This window comes from Actinomadura rubrobrunea NBRC 15275, assembly GCF_001552235.1.
GTDB classification, from domain to species: domain Bacteria; phylum Actinomycetota; class Actinomycetes; order Streptosporangiales; family Streptosporangiaceae; genus Spirillospora; species Spirillospora viridilutea.
Map to the genome: position 1 here is coordinate 23,728 of NZ_BCQU01000053.1, position 22,356 is coordinate 46,083.

The following is a 22,356-nucleotide window of genomic DNA, read 5'->3' on the forward strand; positions in this document are numbered from 1 at the left end:
CTAGAACACGCCGAAAGGGAAAGGCCGGAGGGGCGAGCCACCGGTTAGGCGACTGGTCTCCAAAACCAGTGAAAAGCAGGTTCGACTCCTGCCGCCCCTGCGAGACGAGTAGCGGCTCCCGCCGTCATGGGCTCGTGGTGTAAAGGGAACACATCTGTTTTGCACACAGAGGATCGGGGTTCGATTCCCTGCGGGTCCACGGGGCTGATCAGCCCGCACGGCGGGCCTCGCCGGTCCCGCCGCGAGGTCCGCGGCCTTCTCCGCACGCCGTAGAAGCCTTGTGGGTGAGGCGTCAGGTTTCCACCCTGGAGAACCGGGTTCGACTCCCGGCTACGGCTCTCATCGCGCCGGTCGCGCGCGCCCGTCGGCCAGCGCTTCGCGTTCAATCGCGTCGAACTGGGCGGCCATCGCGTCGGCCAGGGCGCGCATGCCCGTCATCGGCCGGACCATGACGCACAATTCCTCGATCAGCCCGGCGTCGTTCGTGCGCAGGAAATCGCAGCCGTGGACCTCGCGGGCGCCGATCCGGGCCGTGAACATCAGCGCGTGGTCGCGTCCGCTCGGGTCGGCCATTTCCCGCACGTACCGCAGGTCGTCGAGGACCCGCGCGACGCCGCGCAGGATCGCGCCGACCATGGCCCGGCCGGTGTACGGGGTGAAGGCCACCGGACTGAGGAAGACGACGTCCTCGGCGAGCAGCCTGGGCAGGGCGTCGACGTCGCCCCGTTCGACCGCCGCGCGGAACGGGTGCATCCGCCACCTCCATAGTCAGATTGTTGAATAGGTGTGGACGTTAGTGCGGCGCGGCGGCGTTTGTCCAGGCGTGCGCGGAGGGCGTCCCGGCCCGGCTACCAGGCGCGCGCGGCCTCGAGCAGGCGGTCGCGGACGAGGGCGACGTGCGGGTTGTCCGCGGGGCCGGACCGCTGGACCAGGAAGCCGGTGTTGATGGGCGGATCCGCGGGCTCCAGCAGCGGGACCACGGCGCCGGAGGCGAGCTCGTCCTGGCACAGGTAGCGCGGCAGCACGCTGATGCCGGCGTCCGCGGCGACCGCGGCCAGGACCCCGCGCAGATCGGGGACGACCACCGCCGCCGGTCCCGCCAAGCGCGTGCCGAACACGTGCCGCCAGTACCGCCGCGCGATCGGCAGGTCCTCGGCGTAGGTGACGAGCGGGACGCCGCGCAGGGCCGACGGTCCTTCCCGGGCGACGCGCTCCGGGCCGATGCGTTCCGCCCAGCCCGGCGAGGCGACCAGCACGAACTCCTCGTCCATGAGGGGTTCGGCCACCAGCGTCCGGCCCCGGGGCCGACGGGTGGCGATGACCAGGTCGTACACGCCCTTGCCGAGGCCGGCGAGCAGGTCGTCGGTCAGGCCGGTGGTGACGCGCAGCCGCAGGCCGTCGTCCACCAGCGGCGCCAGGGACGGCAGCGCCCGCAGGCACAGCAGCTCGGCGGGGCCCGCCAGGTGCACCGGAGCCGGCGGCGCCTCGTGCTCGCCGCCGCCCGCCACGGCCGCCAGGGCGTCCAGCGGGGCGGCGACCTGGGCGGCCAGCTCGTCGGCCACCGGGGTCGGCGCCGCGCCGCGGGGGAGCCGTTCGAACAGGCGGCGCCCCAGCCGCTGTTCGAGGGCCCGCACCTGCGCGGTCACGGTCGGCTGCGCCAGACCGAGCAGCGCGGCCGCGGCCGTGAACGAGCCCGAACGGTGCACGGTGAGGAAGGTGCGCAGCTGGTTGAGGTCCAACGGGGCATCGGTTTTTCGATGGCTCACCTAGTTCATCCTATTTGTCTGTCTTGCACCGGGATCCCTAGGTTCGATGCCGTCCGGCAGATGGGAAGGACGACGATGGCGAAGATCCTTTTCGTGATGACCGGTGCGGACCACTGGACGCTCGCCGACGGCGAACGCCACCCGACCGGCTTCTGGGCCGAGGAGGCGGTCACCCCTTACCGGGCGGTCGCCGAGGCCGGCCATGAGGTCGTGGTGGCCACGCCGGGCGGGGTGGAGCCGCCCGTGGACCGCGCCAGCCTGACACCAGACGCGGCGAGCGGGCCCGAGGCGGCCCGGGAGCTCGCCGCCGGCCTGGAGGCGTTCGACGCGCTGCGCCGGCCGGTGGCGCTGGAGGACGTCGACCCGGCCGACTACGACGCGGTGTTCGTCCCCGGCGGGCACGGCCCGATGGAGGACCTGGCGCGCGATCCGTCGTGCGGACGGGTGCTGACGGCCACTTTGGACGCGGGCAAGCCCCTCGGCGCGGTGTGCCACGGGCCTGCCGCGCTGCTGGCCGCCCGCCGCCCCGACGGCGCCTCGCCGTTCGCCGGGTACCGGCTCACGGCGTTCACCAACGCGGAGGAGACGCAGGCCGGGTACGCGGACAAGGCCGCGTGGCTGCTGCAGGACCGCCTGACGGAGATCGGCGCCGAGTTCGTGGAGGGCCCGGCCTGGCAGTCCCACGTGGTCGTCGACCGCAACCTGCTGACCGGGCAGAACCCGCAGTCGTCCGAAGCGGTGGCCGCCGAGTTCGTCAAGGCCGTCGCCGGCTCGGCATGAGAAGGCGGCCGTGGACGGGCGTCCACGGCCGCCCCGCGGGATATTCGGTTGAGACCGCCCGTTCCGCGCTGCTGCAATGGCAGGGCGTTGGAGGGTTGGCCGAACGGTAAGGCACCGGTCTCGAAAACCGTGGTCGAGGTCACACTCGTAGGGGTTCGAATCCCTTACCCTCCGCCCGAAGACCGGGCGGCCCGCGACGACGCCGCCCAGTTGCTCCGCACGGACGCCGGAAACGCCCCCCGGCTCACACGGCGAGGCCACGGCGGCCGGTGAGCCGCCGTGGCGTACGGATGCGACCTGCCGGGGACGGGGTCAGCAGGTGGCCGGCGCGGCCAGGGGCGTCGGGGCGGTCAGCGCGGTCAGGACCTCGCTGAGGCGGTCCAGGGAGTCGGCGATCCAAGGGAGCGTCAGCGGGTCCGGGGTGGCCAGCGCCGCCAGACGCTGCTCCTCGGTCTCCCCGTACAGCAGGCTGGAGGACACCCGCATGCGCAGGGCCTCGTCGGCGTCGCCGAAGGCGGCGCCCGGCAGGACGCCCACGCCGTACCGCTCCAGCAGCAGCTCCGCCAGCTGGGTGCCGGTGCGCACGCCGTGGTCGGTGCGCAGGCGGTCGCGCAGCGGCTCCAGGTCGGGATAGACGTAGAAGGCGCCCTCGGGGGAGGGGACGCGCGCCCCGGCGGCCTCGAAGCGCTCGGCGACGGCGGCGGCGACGATGGCGTGCAGGCGGCGGCTGCGGTTCACGCGCTCGACCAGCTCGGGCGGCTCGGAGAAGGCGAACGCCGCCGCGTGCTGCATCGGCGCCGGCGCGCTGGACCAGATCTCGCTGCCCACGCCCAGCAGGTCCGAGCGCAGCGCCTCCCCGATCGGGCCCTCCGGCAGCCGGGCCACGCCGATCCGCCAGCCGCCGGCCGCAAGGTGCTTGCTCAACGCCGTCGTCACCACGGTGCGTTCGGGGGCGTACCGGGCCGGGCTCGGCACGTCCCGGGACGGATCGTGCACCAGGTCGCGGTAGATCTCGTCGGAAATGATCACCAGGTCGAGCTCGCGGGCCACCTCGCACAGCCGCCGCACCGACTGCTCGGACGCCAGCGTTCCGGTCGGGTTGTCCGGCAGCGTCACCACCACGCCGGCGACCGAGCGGCCCTGCGAGCGGGCGCGCACCACGGCGTCGGCGAGCAGCGCGGGGCTGGGCAGCCCGCCCTCGCCCGGGGGCGTGGCGACCTGGAGCGCCCCCTCGGCGGCCAGGGCCGCCTGGGCGGCGTAGCTGACCCAGCTGGGCGCCGGTATGACGATCTCACCCCCCAGCGACATCACCAGGCCGAAGAGCAATGCCTTGCTGCCCGGGCCTCCCACCACCATCGCCGGCTCGGTGGGCAGTCCGCGGCGGCTCCAGTACCCGGCCGCGGCGGCGCGCAGCGCCGCCGAGCCCGCGACGGGGCCGTAGGCTCCGCGGTCGGAGCCGGCCGCCAGCTCGCGCGCCAGCGCCGGGTGGATGGGCAGTCCGGCCTCGCCGAAGCCGAGCGGCAGCACCCGGACGCCCTCGCGGCGCTTGCGGGCTATCGCCTCGTTGATGGCGAGCGTCGGCGACAACGGCACCCGGCGGGGTCTGGACCCGGTGGACGTCGCCTCGGTGGACTCATTCTCGACAGGCATCAAATGCTCCAGGCATGATGTGGCGTACACGGAGAGTCATGCAGGGATCCCCGTAAGTGACCCGGCCGGGCTCGACTCATTGTTTTCCCAGAAAAAGCGTCACCACAAGCGAGTCTCAGCGATGCAGACCGTAAGATGAACTGATGCTTGAACTGCGCAGGCTGCGTCTGCTCGCCGAGTTCGCCCGCCGGGGCAGCATCGCGGCGACCGCGTCCGCCCTGGGCTACACCCCCTCGGCGGTCTCCCAGCAGTTGGCGGCGCTGGAGCGGGAGGCGCGGGTGGCGCTGCTGGACCGCACCGCCCGCAGCGCCGAGCTGACCGATGCCGGCCGGCGGCTCGCCGAGCGCGCCGAGGAGATCCTCACCCTGGTCGAGGCCGCCGAGGCCGAGCTGTCGGCGAACGCGGACGCCCCCATGGGCCGGGTGGTCGTCACCGCCTTCCCGTCCGCGGCGGTGGCGTTCGCCCCCGCGCTGGCGGGCAGCCTGAGCGACCACCCGGAGCTGACGTTCGTCCTGCGCCAGACGCGGCCCGGCGACGGCATCCGCCAGGTGCAGAGCGGCGAGGTCGACATCGCGCTCGTCGACGACTGGTCCGGCAAGCTGTCCGCGCACGCGCCCGCCGCGCTGAAGTTCTTCCACCTGCGCCGCGACCCGCTGGTGCTGGCGGTGCCGCCCGGGCATCCCATGGCGGACCCGGCCAAGCCCGTCGACCTGCAGGAGCTGCGGGAGGAGCCGTGGATGGCCGCGCCCGCCGGCGAGCCGTCCCGCCAGGCCGTGGACCGGCTGCTGGACACCGTCGGGGGCAGGCGGCCCGTGCCGTGGGAGTTCGAGGGCCTGCACACCATCCTCAGCCTGGTGGCGCGCGGGATCGGCATCGCCGCCATCCCCGCGCTGGCGCTGGCGGCGGGCGAGCAGCGCGTCGCGGTGCGCCGCATCCCCGACTGCGACCTGGCCCGCGAGGTGTACGCGGTGACGCGGGCGGCCAGCGTGCGCCGCCCCTCGGTCGCGGTGACGCTGCGCGCCATCTACGAGGCCGCCCAGAACGTCCCGGAAGTCCTGCCCGAGTCGGACGACGAGCTCGGCCCGGCCTCGCCGCCGGACGAGCCGCCCCCGCGCGCGGACCGGTGAGGGGTACGCGGGACGGGCCCGAACCGGTTCGATCATGACCGCATCCGGCCAGGGGCCGGACCGCGCCGCCGCCCGGGCCGAACTAACGCGCGACGAGACACCCGCGCACGGGCGCCCGCGCGGGGACGCCGCCGAGGGGAGGCGCCGGAGCATGGAGAGCGATCCGGGGCGACACCGTCCCGCCCGGTATGCGGCATCTCGTACCGTGGAGCGGATCGTGACCGCTTCCGCTCGCGCGGACCTGGCCGCTTCGGGGACGCAGCCGTTCATGGACCGAACCGACCACCACGCCTTCGAGATGCCCCGCCTGACGGCGCTGATCCGGCACGCCCTGCCGCGCTTCGTCGAGGGCGTCATCGCGCCGGTCGCGGTGTTCTACGCGGCGTTCGCGCTGCTCGGCCTGAACGGCGGGCTGGCCGCCGCCGTCCTGTGGGTCTACGGCGGGATCGTCTGGCGCTGGTGGCGCGGCCACGGGGTGTCGGCGATGCTGCTGCTGGCAGCGCTCGGCGTGACCGTCCGCGCGGCCCTGGCGGCCGCCACGCACAGCCCGGTGCTGTACTTCCTGCAGCCCACGCTCGGGACGCTGGCGGTGAGCATGGCGTTCCTGGTGTCGGTGCCGCTGCGCCGCCCCCTCGCCCAGAAGCTGGCCACGGACATGGTGCCGCTGCCCGAGGCGTTCCTGGAGCACGACCGCGTCCGGCGGTTCTTCCTGCGCATCTCGCTGCTGTGGTCGCTGGTGTTCTTCGCCAACGCGCTGATCAGCCTGTGGATGCTGTTCAACGAGTCCATCGGCGTGTATCTGTGGGTGCGCACCAGCCTGGTGACCGCGCTGGGGGCGGCCGCCGCGGCGGTGTCGGTGTGGGGCTTCCGGCGATGCCTGCGGCACGTCAACGGCGAGCGGGCCGTCGCCGCCCCGGCCGCCCGCCCCGCGCCGTCGGCCGCCTGACGCCCGCGCTCGGGCCGCCGGTCGCCCGGCGGCCCGCCGCCCGGAGGCCGGGTGGTCCCGACGACGTCGTCGATCTCACACCCGGAACCGAACTTTTCCGCCTGGCGTCGCGTCTTCCATCTACGGATAGATTCCAGGTAAGGGGCCGTTCAATGACATTGGGGGTGTTCGTGGGCGACACAGGTCGTTTCGGGCTGGCCGTGGCCGGTGGCGCCGGTGCCGTGCTCGTCCTGCTGGCGGGCTGCAGCGGCGGCAGCGGCTCGGGCGAGCTGGCCTCCGGCAAGACGGCCACGGCGACGATCACTCCCGCCAACGGCGCCACCTCGGTCCGGCCGGACGGCCCGATCGAGGTCAAGGCCGCCGAGGGCACCCTGCAGAACGTCACCGTGCAGGGCAAGGGCGCCGTCATCACCGGGCGGATGTCGGCCGACCGCAAGACGTGGCGGTCGGACCGGACGCTGACCCCGAACACGTCCTACACGGTGACCGCGCAGGTCCGCCGGGACGGCAAGACCGAGACGGTGAGCAGCACCTTCACCACGCTCAAGCCGGCGAAGACCCTGTCGATCATCGATGTCACGCCCAACGTGGAGGGCGAGAAGGTCGGCGTCGGCATGCCCATCTTCGTCCGGTTCAACCGGGCGGTCACCGACCGGGCCGCCGTGGAGCGGGCCCTGCGGGTGACGCCGGAGAAGCCGGTGGAGGGCGCCTGGCGGTGGGTCGCGCCCGACCAGGTGGTGTACCGCACCGCGACGTATTGGCCGGCGCACCAGCGGGTCCGGTTCAGCGCCCAGCTGGCCGGGCTGAACGCCGGCGGCGGCGCCTACGGCGCCAAGGACGTCGAGGAGACCATCGAGATCGGCGCCGCCCAGATCACCAAGGGCAACATCAACCGCCACCACATGACGGTGACCCGGGACGGCAAGAAGCTGCGCACCATCCCCTTCAGCGCGGGCAACGGCACGACCCGCGAGTACACCACCACCAGCGGCGTCCACCTGCTGATGGAGAAGGGGAACCCGGTCGTCATGGAGTCGCCGGGCCGCAAGCCGGGCGACCCCGGCTACTACAAGCAGAAGGTCAACTACGCGGTCCGCTTCTCCAACAGCGGCGAGTACGTCCACTCGGCGCCGTGGTCGGTGGGCGCGCAGGGCTCGGCCAACGTCAGCCACGGCTGCATCAACGTCAGCCCGTCCAACGCCAAGTGGTACTACGACATCATGCAGCGCGGCGACGTGATCGAGCTCACGGGCACCGACCGCGAAGTCGAATGGGACAACGGCTGGAGCTTCTGGCAGCTGTCGTTCGCCGAGTGGAAGAAGGGCAGCGCCCTGTCCTGACGCGGTCCCGATCTTCAAAGAGGGGCCGTCCCCCGGACGCTCCTCACCGATCGCGCTCGGTCGCCGGTCCGGCGGCCTGCGCGACCGGCCGCGACGCCGTGGCATCGGACCCCGCCGAATACCCCGGTTAGCGACATCAGGAACCTCATTTGTCGCTAATGTTCCGGTGGTAGACGGCGGGGTCCTGGAGGTTGGAAAGCAGTGCAGCGGAGGTTGTCCGCGGGAGCCCGGGCGGGCGCGGGAATGACGGGGGCTCTCCTGCTCCTGGCGACGGCCGCATGCTCCGGCGGTGAGGACGGCGACGGGGTCACCGTGGGAGGCAAGGGCGAGGCCGGCGCCCCCCAGGTGACGGTCACCCCGGGCAACGGCACCGGTCGGGCCCGTCCCGACCAGGGGGTCACGGTCCGGGTCACGGGCGGCACGATCGAGCGGGTCACGCTGACCCGCAAGGGCAAGCCGGTGGAGGGCCGGCTGTCGCAGGACCGCACCAGCTGGCAGTCGCGCACCCTGCGGCCCGGGTCCCGGTACGAGGTGTCGGCGGTGGCGCGCAGCCCCCAGGGCAAGACCACCACCGTGCAGAGCACCTTCACCACGATGAAGGCCCCGGTCGCCCTGACCGTCACCGACGTGACGCCCATGCAGGGCGAGAAGGTCGGCGTGGGCATGCCGATCATCGTGACGTTCAACCGGCCGGTGCAGGACAAGCGCGCGGTCGAACGGGCGCTGGAGGTCAAGTCCACCAAGCCCGCGACGGGCGCGTGGTTCTGGACGGCGCCCAACCAGGTGATCTTCCGCACCAAGAACGGCGCTTACTGGCAGCCCAACCAGACGGTCGTCTTCCGCGCCCGCCTGGCCGGGGTCAAGGCGGGCAAGGGCACCTACGGCCTCAACGACGTGGCCCGCCGGTTCACCATCGGCGACGCGCACATCGTCAAGGTCAGCACCAAGACCAAGCGGCTCGTCGCCACCAGCAACGGACGGCGGGTCAAGAGCTGGCCGATCAGCGCCGGGCGGGGCGGCCGCGTGGTCAACGGCGTCGACACCTTCCTGACCACCAGCGGCATCCACCTCACCATGGGCAAGGAGAATCCGGCGATCATGACGTCGGAGTGGATGGGCGTCGACCCCAAGGACAAGAAGAACGGCGGCTACCGGGAGGTCATCCCGTGGGCCGTGCGCATCTCCAACAGCGGCGAGTACATCCACGCCATGGCGTCCACCGTGTGGGCCCAGGGACGCCAGAACGTCAGCCACGGCTGCGTCAACTCTCCGCCCGCCTACGCCAAGTGGTTCTACAACTGGTCGTACCGGGGTGACGTCGTCATCATCACCGGCAGCAAGCGCCGCCTGGAATGGAACAACGGGTGGAGCTACTACCAGATGAGCTGGGACCGCTGGGTGAAGGGCAGCGCCCTCGACCGCGAAGTCTCCACCGCCTGAGGCGCGTCGCCGGCCCCCACCGCCCCGCCTGAACGACCCCGCGGCCTTCGCGCGCCGACGCTCGCGTTGCTGTCCTGATATCTCGGGAAATATCCCCTACGGGGGATCCGGGAGATCGGGGGCGCGCCATGGCGCACGGAGCACGAGGAGCACAGCGCGCGCCGCGGCGCGACGTGCGCGCTGCCGTCCGACGCAGGCTGCGGCGCGGCAGACGGCGGCTGCTCGTGGTCGCGCACCGGGGCGTGCGGAGGATGGCGCTGTGGAGCGTGCGGCCGCTGGTGTTCCGGCCGTCGTCCGCGCCGCCGCGTCCCGGATCACCGTCCGCTCCTCCGGCCGAGGGGCCGTCCGGGGCCGCGGCGGCGGATCCCGGCCCGGGCGGGAGACGCCGGCTGCGCGTGCGGTTCCTGTTGCAGCACGCCCACGGCACCGGCGGCACCGTCCGCACCGTCCTCAACCTGGCCGGCCGCCTGGCCCGGCGGCACGACGTGGAGATCGTCAGCGTGGTCCGGCGCCGGGCCGAGCCCTTCTTCCCGATCTCCCCGGACGTGACCGTCCGGTTCGCCGAGGACCGCCGCGTCCCGCCGCCCGGGCGGGTCGCGCGCCTGCTGGCGCGGCTGCCCAGCGTGCTCGTCCCCGTCGACGACGCCTCGTTCCGCACCGTGAGCCTGTGGACGGACGTGTGCCTGCTGCGCGCGCTGCGCGGGCCCGCGCCCGACGTCCTGATCGGCACCCGGCCGTCGCTCAACCTGCTCGCCGCCGAGCTGGGCGGACGCGGCGCGGTCACCATCGGCCAGGACCACATGAACCTGCCGTCCTACCGGCCCGGTCTGCGCCGCGAGATCGCCCGCGCCTATCGGCGGCTCACCGCGGTGACCGTGCTGACCGAGGCGTCCCGCGACGACTACCGGGCCGTGCTGGCGGGCGCGCCGACCCGGGTGGTGCGCATCCCCAACGCGCTGCCCGACCTGCCGGGCGGCCCGTCCCCGCGCACCGACCGGGTGATCCTGGCCGCCGGCCGCCTGACCCGGCAGAAGGGCTTCGACCTGCTGCTGCGCGCCTACGCCCCGCTGGCCGCCGAGCGCCCCGACTGGACGCTGCGGATCTTCGGCGCCGGCCCGATGCGCGACGCGCTGCGCGAGACGATCGCCGAACGCGGCCTGGCGGGCCGGGTGCAGCTGCGCGGCCGCACCCGCGACCTGGCCGGGGAGATGACGCGGGCCTCGGTGTACGTGCTGCCGTCCCGGTTCGAGGGCATGCCCATGGTGGTCCTGGAGGCGATGAGCAAGGGCCTGGCGGTGGTCGCGTTCGACTGCCCCACCGGACCCGGCGAAATGATCACCAGTGGCCGGGACGGACTGGTGGTGCCCGCCGAGGACGTGGCGGCGCTCACCGCCGCGCTGCGCCGGGTGATCGAGGACGCCGAGCTGCGGGACCGGCTTGGCGAGGGCGCCGCCGTCACCGCCCGCCGCTACGCCCTCGACCGGGTCGGCGCCGAGTGGGACCGGCTGCTGGACGATCTGTCGGCGGTCCGCCGCCCGGCCCGCGTCGACGGCGTCCGCCCCCGCCGGCCGGGGGCCGCCCGACCCGCCGCGCTCACCGCACGGCGACGGCCGCGTACATCAGCGCCTGATCCGGCGGGCGCACCGGGCCCTCCGGACGCCACTCGGAGGTGAACACCACTCCGGGGAGCAGCGGCTCCAGATCGCCGAGGAACGCGGCCACCTCCGCCCGCCCGCGCGGCACCAGCGGCGTGCCGCAGCCCGCGGTGTACAGCGCGGCGGTCTCGGCGATCGCGGCGGGCGCCGGGTCGGCGGTCAGATGCGAGACCACCAGGGCGCTGCCCGGGGCCATGGCGCGGCGCAGCGCGGCGACGGTATCGCCCGGGCGGTCGGCGTCGGCGAGGTGGTGCAGCACGCTCGTCAGCAGCACGCCGACCGGGCGGGTCCAGTCCAGCGGCGCGGCGGCGGTCACCGTCTCCAGCAGCCCGTCGCGGTCGCGCAGGTCGGCGCGCACCACGCTGACGTTGGCGTCGTCGGCCAGCAGCGCCCGGGCGTGCGACAGCACGACCGGGTCGTGGTCGGCGTACACCACGCGGGCGCCCGGGACGTGGCGCTGCGCGATCGCGTGGACGTTCTCCCTGGTCGGCAGGCCGCAGCCGATGTCGAGGAACTGCGCCACGCCGCGCTCGGCCAGCGCCCGCACGGCCCGTCGGACGAACGCGCGGTTCTCCCGGGCGGCGGTGCGCACGTGCGGCTGCACCCGCAGCATCCGGTCGACCAGGTCGCGGTCGGCGGCGTAGTTGTCCTTGCCGTCCAGCAGCAGGTCGTAGACCCGCGCCGGTTTCGCCTGGCCCGCCGTCGCCCACGGCTCGGACCGGACGGGCGCGGGCGGCGCCGCGGGGGCCGCCTGCGGTCCGCTCATCACGGGCCCGCCGTCCGCCCGGCGCGGTGTGCGGCTGTGCGGCGCTGCGCGGTCGCGCGGTGGAACGTGGCCCCGTCGTCCAACGTGGACCCGTCGTGCAACATGGTCACCTCACCCTCGGTTCGACAACCGACCCCCGTCGGCGCGGTGGCCCACCGTCGCGCGGCGGACGGCGGGCGGGGACGGGTCCGGCGGAACGCGGGAGCGCCGCCCGCCCCTGGGCCACATACCGATCATTCCCTGACCGGCACGGGAAAACCGAGCCCTTGACCGTTATTGACAGGTGACCGAATCCGGCCGCCCCGGCCGCTTGCGGGTGCGCGACGCCCGCGCGCGCCGCGTCCCGCGGCTCCGGCGTGCCCGCCCCGGCCAGGCCGAGGCCCGGAACGGGCGACGGCGGTGTGTACGCCCCTGACCATGAGCAGACCAACGACGTGCCAACCCGCTTCGGCGGACGCCGCGACGTGCTGTGCTGGTTCGCCGCACCGCTGCCCTGGACCCGCCGCACCCGGGGGCGGCGCGGCGCGGCGGGCCGAATCCCTGCCGACGGGCGTGCGCGACGGCGGCCCGTCCCTCCGCCAGGCGGCCGTTTTGCCCGTCCATCACAGGGCAGGGCGGGGAGGAGTCCGTTATGGCCGACGAAGGGGAACGTCATGACCGGCGACATGTTCGGGCGCGGGGCGTTCGGCCCCGATCCGTTCGAGGACTTCTTCGCCCGCTTCTTCGGTCCCGGCATCGCACGCCGCCCCATGCACCGCATCGACATCGGTCGGCTGATGAACGAGGAGGCGCGGGAGGCGCTGCGGGGCGCGGCCGCCAAGGCCGCCGAGTGGGGCAGCCGCGACCTCGACACCGACCACCTGCTGTGGGCGCTGACCCGGCAGGACGCCACGCGCCGGCTGCTCAAGCGCGCGGGCACCGAGCCGGACGCCATCGCTCGGGAGGTGGAGTCGGAGGTGGTGCGCGGCGAACCCCGCGACACGCCCCCCGTGCTGACGCCCGCGGCCAAGCGCGCGCTGTTGGACGCCCATCAGATCTCCCGGGCCCTGGGCGCCACGTACATCAGTCCCGAGCACATGCTGTTCGCGCTGCCGCTGAACCCCGAGTCGCCCGCGGGTCGCATCCTGGCCAGGGTCCGCTTGACGCCCGAGACGCTCCAGGGGGCCGGGGCCGGCGGACCGGGCGCGTCCCCGCCGACCGGCACGCCGACACTGGACGAGTTCGGCCGCGACCTGACCGCCATGGCCCGGGAGGGCCGCATCGACCCGGTGGTGGGCCGCGACGAGCAGATCGAGCAGACGATCGAGGTGCTGTCGCGCCGCACCAAGAACAATCCGGTGCTCATCGGCGACCCCGGCGTCGGCAAGACCGCGATCGTGGAGGGCATCGCCCAGCGCGTCGCCGACGGCGAGGTGCCCGAGACGCTGCGCGCCACCCGCGTCGTCCAGCTCGACCTGGCGGGCGTGGTCGCCGGCACCCGCTACCGGGGCGACTTCGAGGAGCGCCTCAAGAAGATCATCGACGAGATCCGCGAGCACTCCGGCGACCTGATCGTGTTCATCGACGAGATGCACACCGTGGTCGGCGCGGGCGGCGCCGAGGGCGCGGTGGACGCCGGGAACATGCTCAAGCCCGCGCTGGCCCGGGGCGAGCTGCACGTCATCGGCGCCACCACCGTCGACGAGTACCGCAAGCACGTGGAGAAGGACGCGGCGCTGGAGCGGCGGTTCCAGCCGATCCTGGTCCCCGAGCCGAGCGTCGACGACACCATCGAGATCCTGCGCGGCCTGCGCGACCGCTACGAGGCCCACCACCAGGTGCGCTTCACCGACGAGGCGCTGGTCGCCGCCGCGGAGCTGGCCGACCGCTACATCACCGACCGGTTCCTGCCCGACAAGGCGATCGACCTGGTGGACCAGGCGGGGGCGCGGGTGCGGCTGCGGGTGCGCACCCCGGCCGCCGACGTGCGCCGGCTGGAGCAGGAGCTGGAGCGCCGCCGCCGCGAGAAGGACCACGCCGTCGCCAACGAGCAGTACGAGCGCGCCTCGGCGCTGCGCGACGAGATCCGCGACCTGGAGCGCCGGATGGGCCAGGCCCAGCGGCGCGACGCCGACCCGCACGCGGTGCCCGAGGTGACCGAGGTCGACATCGCCGAGATCGTGTCGCGGACCACCGGCGTCCCGGTGGCGCGCCTCACCGAGGAGGAGCGCGCGCGGCTGCTGCGGCTGGAGGAGCAGCTGCGGCGGCGGGTGGTCGGGCAGGACGAGGCGGTCGCGGCCGTCGCCGAGGCGGTGCGGCGTTCGCGCTCCGGCCTGGCCGACCCGGACCGGCCGATCGGCAGCTTCCTGTTCCTCGGCCCGACCGGGGTCGGCAAGACCGAGCTGGCCCGGGCGCTGGCGGAGGCGCTGTTCGGCTCGTCCGACCGCATGATCCGGTTCGACATGAGCGAGTTCCAGGAGCGGCACGCCGTGAGCCGACTGGTGGGCGCCCCGCCCGGCTACGTCGGGTACGAGGAGGCCGGGCAGCTCACCGGCGCGGTGCGGCGGAGCCCGTACGCGGTGCTGCTGCTCGACGAGATCGAAAAGGCCCACCAGGACGTGTTCAACATCCTGCTGCAGGTCCTGGACGACGGGCGGCTGACCGACGCGCAGGGGCGCGCCGTCGACTTCAAGAACACCATCGTGATCATGACGAGCAACCTGGGCTCGGAACTGATCACCGAGGACGGCGCGGGCATCGGCTTCACCGTCCGGTCGGGGGCCGTGGACGCGGCCGTGCGGGAGCGGGTCATGCGGCGGCTGCGCGAGTCGCTGCGCCCCGAGTTCCTCAACCGCATCGACGAGATCATCGTGTTCCGCCGGCTCGGCGCCGAGCAGCTCCGGCAGATCACCGACCTGCTGCTGGAGGAGACCCGGCGCCGCCTGCACGCCCAGGACGTCACCGTGGAGTTCACCCCCGAGGCGGTGGACTGGCTGGCCGAGCGCGGCTTCCAACCGGAGTTCGGCGCCCGTCCGCTGCGCCGCACCATCCAGCGCGAGGTCGACAACCCGCTGTCGACGATGCTGCTCGACGGACGGCTGCGCTCCGGGCAGCACGTGCGGGTCCGGGTGGCGGAGGGCAGCCTGGCCTTCGACACCGAGGTGCCGCAGACGGCGAGCGTCTGAGCACGCGCCGCCGCCTCCTCGCCGCCGGTCCGGCGAGCGCTCCGGACGCTCGGGCAGCGCCGCCATGACGAAGACCCGGCCGACGCATCGGTTCGTCCGGGCTCGCCCCGTCTCGGCCATCGCCGCCCCGGGAAGTCGTTACGATCGGGGATCACGGCTGCTTCGCGAAAGGGAGACATGTCCGAACAGTTCGAGGCGGTATTCGCTCGCTACGACACCGACGGCGATGGGCTGCTCACCGTGGACGAGGTGACCGCGGCGGTCGCGGGCCTGTTCCCGGCGGCCGAGGTGAACGACCTGTCCGGGATCGTCAAGGCGCTGTTCGCCGAGTACGACACCAACGGCGACGGGCGGCTGACGGTGAACGAGTTCGTGCCCCTGGCGAAGAACCTTCCCGAACTCGACTCCGCGAACTGAACGCCCGAGCCGCACGGACGGGACCGCCCACCGCGTCAGACCTCGTCCTCCGCGGGGCGGCCCGTCTCCGCTCACGGTCAGATCTCATCGCCGCCGCGGCCGGGGGCCGCGGAGAGGCGCTCGGTCACATCCGGTCGCGGGGCCCCTTGTAACCCAGGCGGCCGCGCGTGACGACCAGCAGGACGACTGCTGCGACGCCGTACCCGATGGCGCCGCCGGACAGCATCACCGCCTCGTCGCTCTTGGGGAACATCTCCGGCAGGATGACGGACGCGACGGTGTTGTTGCTCGCGTGCAGCAGCAGGGCGATCGGCAGGCTCTCCTTGGTGTGGTTGAACACCCAGGTGATGAGGTAGCTGATCGCCAGGCACATGACGAAGAAGACGCCGACGGTGGTCCACCAGTGCGCGGTGTCCGGCCGCGTGCCGGCCAGCGACCAGTCCGTGAAGAACAGCGGCATGTGCCAGACGGCCCAGAGGATGCCGAGCAGGAAGGTGCCGCCGTTCGGTCCGAGGCGGCGCTGCATCAGCGGGAGGGCGAAGTCGCGCCAGCCGGGCTCCTCGGCCATGCCGGTGGTGAGCACCTGGAGCACGAGGGCGGGCAGGTAGGCCGCCAGGGCCACGGCGGGCGGCGCGGTCACCTCGTCGGCGGCCCCCGGCACCAGGAAGGTGCCGCCGATCAGCAGCACCGGGACGCCGATCAGCACGATCGGGTACCAGTGCCAGGCCACCCGCAGCCGGAACAGCCGCCGGCGCCAGGCGCGCAGCCCCTCCCGGCCGCCGGCGGCCGCGGTGACCACCAGCGCCGCGCCGAGCGGCCCGATGTACGCGCCGGGCAGGATGCCGAGGAGCTGGGCGCCGCCTCCCGACGGGAAGCCGACGCGCACCAGACCCAGCCCGTGCTCGGACAGGATGTACGGCGTCCACCCGGCCCAGCTCAGCGCCGATGCGAGGACGAAGAACGCGGTCAGCGGGAAGCGCCGGATGATTCCGGTGAGGCCGCCGCGGCGCGGCCGGGCAGGCGGGGCGGCGTGGGGCGCCGCGGTGGACGACGTCGGCGTGTGCATTGCCAGAACCCTTCGTGAAGCGGGGATCGTGCCGGTCCATGGCAGCACTGGGACGCCCCGCGGGTCGCTCCCGCCATCTGCTCGATATCCGCTCCAGCAGCCTGCCTCCTCGTGGTGGTGCAGCCTGGACGCGGCGCAGGCCAGGCCCATAACGCGGGTCCCGTAGCCGACGGCGCGACGTGGGCGCGACGCAGCGGGGAGTAGTGCCTGCACTACTTCGCATGGGCAACTGGCTGCATTGTTGGGGCGGGGCCCACTGCCTAGCGTCGAGACCCGTCGCAATCAGGCATCCGGAAGAGGTCCGCCATGTCAGTGCCCCCGCCCGCCGACGCCGTTCGCCTCGAACGGGTCAGCAAGACGTACGGAGGCGACCATCCCGTCACGGCTCTCGTCGACGTCGACGTCCGGTTCCGCCGGGGAACGATGACGGCGGTGATGGGAGCGTCCGGCTCCGGCAAGAGCACCCTGCTGAACTGCGCGGCCGGGCTGGACCGGCCGACCTCCGGCCGCGTCATGATCGGCGCTGCCGACCTGTCGACGATGTCGGAGAAACGGCTCACCGAGCTGCGCCGCGACCGGATCGGCTTCGTCTTCCAGGCGTTCAACCTGGTGGGCGCCCTCACCGTGGAGCAGAACATCCTGCTGCCGTCGCGGTTGGCGGGCCGCAGGCCGGACCCGGCGTGGCTCGCCGAGGTGATCGACCGGGTGGGGCTGGGCCACCGGCTCGGGCACCGTCCGGCGCAGCTGTCCGGCGGCCAGCAGCAGCGGGTGGCGATCGCCCGGGCGCTGGTCGCCCGGCCCGAGGTGATCTTCTGCGACGAGCCGACCGGCGCCCTGGATTCGCGGACCGCGGCGGAGGTGCTGGCCCTGCTGCGGTCCGCGGTCGACGCGACCGGCCAGACGGTGATCATGGTGACCCACGATCCGGTCGCCGCGTCGTACGCCGACCGCGTCATCAGGCTGGCCGACGGTCGGATCGCGTCCGACATGCCGCAGCCCGGCGTCCGGGTCATCGCCGAGCAGCTGGCGACGCCCGCCGGAGGGCGTCGGCCCGTCGCGGACCGGGAGGGCTGAGCGGTGCTCGGACTGGCCGCACGGATGATCCGCCATCGCAAGGGCGACTTCGTCGCGACCTTCATCGCGCTCGCCGCCGGCGTCATGGTCCTGACCGTCTGCGGAATGCTCGCGGAATCGGCGCTGTGGTACAGGGGCGAACCGGAGCGGTACTCGGCGGCCTTCGCCGTCGTCGCCCGGCACGACATCACGGTCCAGGGGCCGGAGGTGTTCGGCGAACGCGAGACCACCACGGTGCCGCTGCCCGAACGCGGCAGCCTCCCGGAAGCGCTGGTCCGCGACGTGGCCGCGGTTCCCGGCGTGGCGACCGCGGTGGCGGACCGCACGATCTCGACCGCGGTGGCGGCCGCGCCGGGCGAGCCGGTCTCCGGACACGGCTGGGCGAGCGCGGCGCTCGCCCCGTACACGGTGGTGTCCGGCGCGCCGCCGCGCGGCGACGACGAGGTCGCCGTCGACGAGCGGCTCGCCGTGGCGGGGAGGCTGCGGCCCGGCGCCGCCACGACGGTCATCGCCGGCGGGGCCGTCCAGCGGGTCCGGGTGAGCGGCGTCGTCAAGGCGCCCGGTGCGCGCGGGCAGGAAAGGGCGCTGTTCTTCACCGACGCGCAGGCGGCGCGGCTGTCCCCGCGGCCCGGCCGCGTCGACGCGATCGGCGTGATCCTCGACAAGGGCGCCGACCGGGCGGCCGTGACCGCCGCGGTGGAGCGCCTCGCGAAGCGCGCCGGGGCGACGGTGTACACGGGTGACGACCGGGGGCTCGCCGAACGGCCGGAGGCGGCCGCCGCCAAGCGCCTCGTCCTCGAGGCCGGAGGGGCGTTCGGCGGCTACGCCGCGCTGATCATCGGGTTCGCGGTGGCGGCGACGGTCGGCCTGTCCGTGCGGCACCGCCGCCGCGACTTCGCGCTGCTGCGGGCGATCGCGGCGACCCCGGGCCAGGTGCGGGCGCTGGTCCTCGGCGAGGTGGGCCTGCTCGTCCTGCTCGCCGGAGCGGCGGGCGTCCCGAGCGGCGTGCTCGCCGCCTTCTGGATCCGCGACCAGTCGGCGACCCGCGGGTTCGTCCCGGAGGACTTCGCCCTGACCGGCGGGTTCCTGGCCGTGCCGGCGGCGGTCGCCGGAGTGGCCGCCGTCGCGCTGCCGTCCGCGTGGATCGCCGCGCGGCGCACCACCCGCATCCGGCCCACCGAGGCGCTCGGCGAGGCGGCGGTGGAGCCCGCCCTGGGCGGCAGGGTGCGGCTGGTCTCCGGGCTGGCGCTCCTCGGCTGCGCGGTCGCCCTGATCGGCCTCACCGGCGTCACCGGCGGCCAGACCGCCCTGGGCGCCGCGGTGGCCATGCTGTACACGTTCGTGCTGGCGGTCGCGCTGCTCGCCCCGTGGATCAACCGGGCCGCGGCGGTGGCGCTCGCCCCGGCCCTGCGGACCGTCTTCGGCGACAGCGGCCACCTGGCCGCCGCGAACCTGCGGGCGAACGCGCGCGGCATGGTGGCCGTGCTGACCGCGCTGGTGCTGTCCGTCGGGTTCGGCGGCACCGTCTGGTTCCTGCAGGACAACCTGGAACGGCAGACGGTGATCCAGAGCAGGGAGGGGACGCTCGCCCAGCACGCGCTCGTCGGCGCCGCCGGTCTGCCCGCTGCGGCGGCGGAGCAGGCCCGCCGGATCCCCGGGGTGCTCGCGGCGACCGGGGTCCGCCGCACCACGGTGATCGTCCCGTTCCTGGGGGAGGCGACGACGGCGGTCGCGCAGGGCGTCGACCCGCAGGGCGCGAGCCGGACCATGGACCTGAAGGTGAAGGCGGGGAGGCTCGACGACCTGGGGCCCGGCACCGTGGCGGTGTCCTCGGCCCAGGCGGACTCGGCGGGCTGGAAGATCGGCGGCAGGGCCCGGCTGCGGCTGGGCGACGGCACGCCGGTCGACCTGAAGGTCGTCGCCGTCTACGAGCGGGGCCTCGGGTTCGGCGACGTCACGTTGGACAACCGGACCCTCGCCGGGCACACCGCGGCCGGCGTCGACGACCACGTGCTGGTCCGCAGCGCCCCCGGCGCCGACGTGCGTCCCGCGTTGGAGCGGCTCGCGGCCGCCTACCCGGGCGGCGCCGTGACCGGCACCGACCGGTTCACCGGCGCGCCGGCCACGGACCTGGCGGTCGGCTCCTGGCTCAACAGGCTGCTGGTCGCCGTGCTGGTCGGGTACGCGGCGCTCGCCGCCGCCAACACGCTGATCATGGCGGCGCTCGCCCGGGCGCGGGAGCTGTCCCTGCTGCGCCTGCTCGGGATGACCCGCCGCCAGGTGAGGCGGATGGCGAACGCCGAGCAGACCGCCCTGCTCGGCGTGGCGCTCGCGATCGGCGTCGCGATCGCGGCGGTCGCCCTGTCCGCGGTCGTCGACGCCGTCGTCGGGCAGCCCGTCCCGCACGTTCCGGCGCAGGGCTGGGCCGCCGTCATCGGCGGCGCCGTCGCGCTGGCGCTGGTGTCCACGGCCGTCCCGATCAGGCTGCTCCTGCGCACCCCGCCGGTCGAAGGCATGGGCATTCGAGAGTAGTCCCGCCGGGTGCGCGGCCCGCCGGGCCGCGCACCCGGTTCATCCGTTTCTGCTGATCACCGACAGCCCTGAGCCCGATGGAACGGGGTTTCTCAACGTCCGGGCCGCGGACGCACACGACGGGACGAGACCGACCGCCTCCGGCCGCGCAGGGCGGTGATCAGGACAGGTGCCCCTTCTCCTCCAGGTAGCGCAGGACGGCGGCGACGCGTCGGTCGGTCCGGTCGGTGGGAGGCAGGTCGAGCTTGGCGAAGATGTTGCGGATGTGCTTGTGCACCGCGCCTTCGGTGACGACGAGGCGTTCGGCGATGGCGGTGTTGCCGAGCCCTTCGGCCATCAGGGCGAGCACTTCGTGCTCCCGGGCGGTCAGCCGGTCCAGCGCGCTGGTCCTGCGGGTGCGGGTGAGCAGCTGCGCGACGACCTCGGGGTCGATGGCCGTGCCGCCGTTCGCCACCCGGTGCAGCGCGTCGAGGAACTGCTCGACGCGGCCGACCCTCTCCTTGAGCAGGTAGCCGAGCCCGTCGGCGCCGCCGGCGAGCAGCTCGGAGGCGAACGCCTGCTCCACATAGGCGGACAGCACGAGCACGGCGAGCCCGGGCCGGCGCCGCCTGGCCTCGACCGCCGCCTTGATCCCCTCGTCGGTGTGGGTGGGCGGCATGCGGACGTCGACGATGGCGACGTCGGGGTCGTGGGCGTCGACGGCCGCCAGGAAGGCGTCCGGGGTGTCGGCGGTGGCCGCCACGTCCAGGGACTCGGCGCGCAGCAGCAGCGCCACCCCCTCGCGCAGCAGAGGGTCGTCCTCGGCGATCACGATCCGCATGGCAGCTCCACCTGGAGAGTCGTCGGCCCGCCGCGGGGGCTGGTCAGGGTGAGGCGCCCGTCGTGCGCCTCGACGCGGCTGCGCATCCCGGCGATGCCGGAGCCCTCGTGCTCGTCGGCGCCGCCGACGCCATCGTCCTCGATCCGCAGCAGCAGCCGGGCGCCCTGCCGGCGCACGGTCACCGCGGCCGTGCGGGCCCCGCTGTGCCTGGAGATGTTGGTGAGGGCCTCGGCCGTCACGAAATAGGCGGTGGCCTCGACCGACGCGGCGCACCGGCCGGGCACGTCCACGTCCACCGTGCACGGGACCCCGCAGTCGGCGGCCAGCCCGGTCAGCGCGCCGGCGAGTCCGCGGTCGGCCAGGACGGGCGGCAGGATGCTGCGGACGACCGCGCGCAGCTCGGCCAGCGCCTGCTCGGCGGCGTCCTGCGCGCGGTCCAGCATGGCCTCGGCGTCGGCCGGGTCGCGGGCCAGCGCGCGACGGGCCGCGCCGATCAGCATGGTGACGCCGACGAGCCGGTTCTGCGCCCCGTCGTGCAGGGAACGCTCGATGCGGCGCAGCTCCGTCGCGTGCGCGTCCAGCGCGGCGGCGCGGGTGGCGGTCAGCTCCGCGATCCGCAGGGACAGGTCGGCGTCCGAGGCGGGCGCCAGCAGCCGCCGTCCCGGCCAGGCCTGCAACCGGGCCATGGCCGGGCCGAAGATCAGGAAGGCGGCGGCCAGTCCCGCGCCGAGCAGCGCCACCAGCAGGGCGTCGCGGTCGTCGTGGACGTCCCAGAACACCAGGGTCGGCCGGGGGTCCTGCGGGAGCAGCAGCCGCCACCACAGCGGAAAGGTGAGGTCCTGGATGGCGTTGAGCGTCAGGGTCGCCCCGGCCGCGCCGAGGGCCAGGCCCAGCGTGCCGTGGACGAACACCCAGCCCAGCTCGCGGCGGACGGCCGTGTCGTTCAGCGCGGCGCGGACGGCGGTCGGCGCGGGGCCCGCGCCGATGATCTCCGGGCCCCAGCGCGACAGCCGCGCGCGCTCCCGCTCGGCGACGGATCGGACGACGCGCGGCACCGTGGGCGCCAGCAGCAGGCCCACGCCGACGACGCTCAGCAGCGCGACCAGCACCACCCACACCGAGGCGAGGAACGCCAGCATGGCGGTGCCCAGACCGCCGACCAGATGTTCGAGCGCGTCGAGGAGGGCCCGGGCGCGCGCGGCCGCGCGTCCTCGGACGCCCCGCCCGAGACCGGGGCGTCGTGTGGCCTTGCCGCCCATCGGCACTTCTTCCCGCCTTCTGGCGATACCGCCTCCGACGTCCCTTCCGTTCCCCAGACCCTAGGACACGGGCCGATCACTGGCGGTCATCCGGCCGAAGAAGTACAGCCTGCTGTACCAAGGACGGCGCGAAGGCTGGATCGCCGGGGACCGGGCCCGCTCCTAGTGTGTGGCTGAACGATCGCGGCACTTGTCGAGGAGCACGCCGATGGCCAACGAGCACGACATCTCGGGGGCGGCCGGGACGTCCGGCGGCTTCTCGAGCGCGCGCTCGACGGCCGTTCGGGCGGTGCTGTGGATGCTGCTGGGGCTCAGCGCGACCGGCACCATGGTCACCTCGACCGCCGCCGTCCACGCGGCCGTCGGCGTCGTGTTCGGGCTCGCCACGCTCGCCTGCGCCACCGCGCTGATCGTCCAGCACCGCCGAAACCGGCGCCGGCAGACCGAGACCGCGCCTCCCGCAGCCTCCTCGGACCGCCTTACCGCGCCGCCCGAGCCGCCGGAACGGGGCCCGGAAGGAATCCGCCGGTGACCCTGCCGACGCGCGAGCAAGG

General features: G+C 74.2%; 18 protein-coding genes and 4 tRNA genes. 15 read left to right on the top strand and 7 right to left on the bottom strand.

Annotation, left to right across the window (positions count from 1 at the left end; all coding sequences use genetic code 11):
- Nucleotides 1–28 precede the first annotated feature (28 nt).
- The 3 genes from AR3_RS30685 (at nt 29) to AR3_RS17495 (ending at nt 338) form a co-directional block, all read left to right on the top strand.
- Nucleotides 29–100, top strand: a tRNA-Trp gene (locus AR3_RS30685).
- Between the two features lie 28 nt (nt 101–128).
- A tRNA-Ala gene (locus AR3_RS17490) sits at nt 129–199 on the top strand.
- 67 nt (nt 200–266) lie between these two features.
- A tRNA-Gly gene (locus tag AR3_RS17495) sits at nt 267–338 on the top strand.
- A gap of 1 nt (nt 339) precedes the next feature.
- Here the strand turns inward: AR3_RS17495 and AR3_RS17500 are convergent.
- Both AR3_RS17500 and AR3_RS17505 read right to left on the bottom strand, forming a co-directional pair.
- Nucleotides 340–753: a nuclear transport factor 2 family protein gene (locus AR3_RS17500; protein WP_067915290.1), complete on the bottom strand. Its 414-nt coding sequence runs from the start codon at nt 751–753 to the stop codon at nt 340–342.
- A 95-nt stretch (nt 754–848) separates the two neighbouring features.
- A complete protein-coding gene (locus tag AR3_RS17505; protein ID WP_067915291.1) occupies nt 849–1,766 on the bottom strand; it encodes a LysR family transcriptional regulator in 918 nt (305 codons plus the stop codon).
- 75 nt (nt 1,767–1,841) lie between these two features.
- Here AR3_RS17505 and AR3_RS17510 point away from each other — a divergent pair, with 75 nt between their 5' ends.
- Nucleotides 1,842–2,546, top strand: a complete 705-nt coding sequence (locus AR3_RS17510; protein ID WP_067915292.1) for a type 1 glutamine amidotransferase domain-containing protein — start codon at nt 1,842–1,844, stop codon at nt 2,544–2,546.
- 89 nt (nt 2,547–2,635) lie between these two features.
- Nucleotides 2,636–2,720: transfer RNA gene (locus AR3_RS17515), tRNA-Ser, on the top strand.
- 138 nt (nt 2,721–2,858) lie between these two features.
- On the opposite strand, the gene AR3_RS17520 is transcribed toward AR3_RS17515, so the two are convergent.
- On the bottom strand, nt 2,859–4,196 hold the full coding sequence (locus AR3_RS17520; RefSeq protein ID WP_083951627.1) for a pyridoxal phosphate-dependent aminotransferase: 1,338 nt from the start codon (nt 4,194–4,196) through the stop codon (nt 2,859–2,861).
- 143 nt (nt 4,197–4,339) lie between these two features.
- On the opposite strand from AR3_RS17520, the gene AR3_RS17525 reads away from it, so the two are divergent.
- The 5 genes from AR3_RS17525 (at nt 4,340) to AR3_RS17545 (ending at nt 10,722) form a co-directional block, all read left to right on the top strand.
- Nucleotides 4,340–5,323: a LysR family transcriptional regulator gene (locus tag AR3_RS17525; RefSeq protein WP_067915293.1), complete on the top strand. Its 984-nt coding sequence runs from the start codon at nt 4,340–4,342 to the stop codon at nt 5,321–5,323.
- A gap of 217 nt (nt 5,324–5,540) precedes the next feature.
- Nucleotides 5,541–6,269, top strand: a complete 729-nt coding sequence (locus tag AR3_RS17530) for a VC0807 family protein (protein ID WP_227023150.1) — start codon at nt 5,541–5,543, stop codon at nt 6,267–6,269.
- A gap of 152 nt (nt 6,270–6,421) precedes the next feature.
- Nucleotides 6,422–7,609, top strand: coding sequence for a L,D-transpeptidase (locus AR3_RS17535; protein WP_067915294.1), 1,188 nt, complete (start codon nt 6,422–6,424; stop codon nt 7,607–7,609).
- Nucleotides 7,610–7,852: 243 nt separating this feature from the next.
- Complete coding sequence (locus AR3_RS17540; protein WP_067915295.1) at nt 7,853–9,049, top strand: L,D-transpeptidase; 1,197 nt, start codon at nt 7,853–7,855, stop codon at nt 9,047–9,049.
- A gap of 173 nt (nt 9,050–9,222) precedes the next feature.
- On the top strand, nt 9,223–10,722 hold the full coding sequence (locus AR3_RS17545; protein WP_067915296.1) for a glycosyltransferase family 4 protein: 1,500 nt from the start codon (nt 9,223–9,225) through the stop codon (nt 10,720–10,722).
- Here AR3_RS17545 and AR3_RS17550 read toward each other — a convergent pair.
- A complete protein-coding gene (locus AR3_RS17550) occupies nt 10,643–11,470 on the bottom strand; it encodes an SAM-dependent methyltransferase (protein WP_067915297.1) in 828 nt (275 codons plus the stop codon). The two genes, AR3_RS17545 and AR3_RS17550, sit on opposite strands and share 80 nt — an antisense overlap.
- 653 nt (nt 11,471–12,123) lie before the next feature.
- On the opposite strand from AR3_RS17550, the gene AR3_RS17555 reads away from it, so the two are divergent.
- Nucleotides 12,124–14,634, top strand: coding sequence for an ATP-dependent Clp protease ATP-binding subunit (locus AR3_RS17555; RefSeq protein WP_217998606.1), 2,511 nt, complete (start codon nt 12,124–12,126; stop codon nt 14,632–14,634).
- Nucleotides 14,635–14,811: 177 nt separating this feature from the next.
- Entirely contained in the window at nt 14,812–15,051 is a 240-nt protein-coding gene (locus AR3_RS17560) for an EF-hand domain-containing protein (protein ID WP_067915298.1), read from the top strand.
- A 124-nt stretch (nt 15,052–15,175) separates the two neighbouring features.
- Here AR3_RS17560 and AR3_RS17565 read toward each other — a convergent pair whose 3' ends face one another.
- Nucleotides 15,176–16,117, bottom strand: a complete 942-nt coding sequence (locus AR3_RS17565) for a CPBP family intramembrane glutamic endopeptidase (RefSeq protein WP_083951629.1) — start codon at nt 16,115–16,117, stop codon at nt 15,176–15,178.
- A 306-nt stretch (nt 16,118–16,423) separates the two neighbouring features.
- On the opposite strand from AR3_RS17565, the gene AR3_RS17570 reads away from it, so the two are divergent.
- On the top strand, nt 16,424–17,191 hold the full coding sequence (locus AR3_RS17570; protein ID WP_067915299.1) for an ABC transporter ATP-binding protein: 768 nt from the start codon (nt 16,424–16,426) through the stop codon (nt 17,189–17,191).
- A 3-nt stretch (nt 17,192–17,194) separates the two neighbouring features.
- On the top strand, nt 17,195–19,723 hold the full coding sequence (locus tag AR3_RS17575; protein ID WP_067915300.1) for an ABC transporter permease: 2,529 nt from the start codon (nt 17,195–17,197) through the stop codon (nt 19,721–19,723).
- Between the two features lie 160 nt (nt 19,724–19,883).
- Here AR3_RS17575 and AR3_RS17580 read toward each other — a convergent pair whose 3' ends face one another.
- Both AR3_RS17580 and AR3_RS17585 read right to left on the bottom strand, forming a co-directional pair.
- On the bottom strand, nt 19,884–20,543 hold the full coding sequence (locus AR3_RS17580) for a response regulator transcription factor (protein ID WP_067915301.1): 660 nt from the start codon (nt 20,541–20,543) through the stop codon (nt 19,884–19,886).
- Nucleotides 20,531–21,802 carry a sensor histidine kinase gene (locus tag AR3_RS17585; protein ID WP_083951630.1) on the bottom strand — a complete coding sequence of 424 codons (1,272 nt, stop codon included), beginning with the start codon at nt 21,800–21,802 and terminating at the stop codon, nt 20,531–20,533. The genes AR3_RS17580 and AR3_RS17585 overlap by 13 nt, the downstream gene beginning before the upstream one ends.
- Nucleotides 21,803–22,010: 208 nt before the next feature.
- Between AR3_RS17585 and AR3_RS30690 the strand changes: the two genes are divergently transcribed.
- Nucleotides 22,011–22,334 carry a hypothetical protein gene (locus tag AR3_RS30690; RefSeq protein ID WP_067915302.1) on the top strand — a complete coding sequence of 108 codons (324 nt, stop codon included), beginning with the start codon at nt 22,011–22,013 and terminating at the stop codon, nt 22,332–22,334.
- Nucleotides 22,335–22,356: the final 22 nt, after the last annotated feature.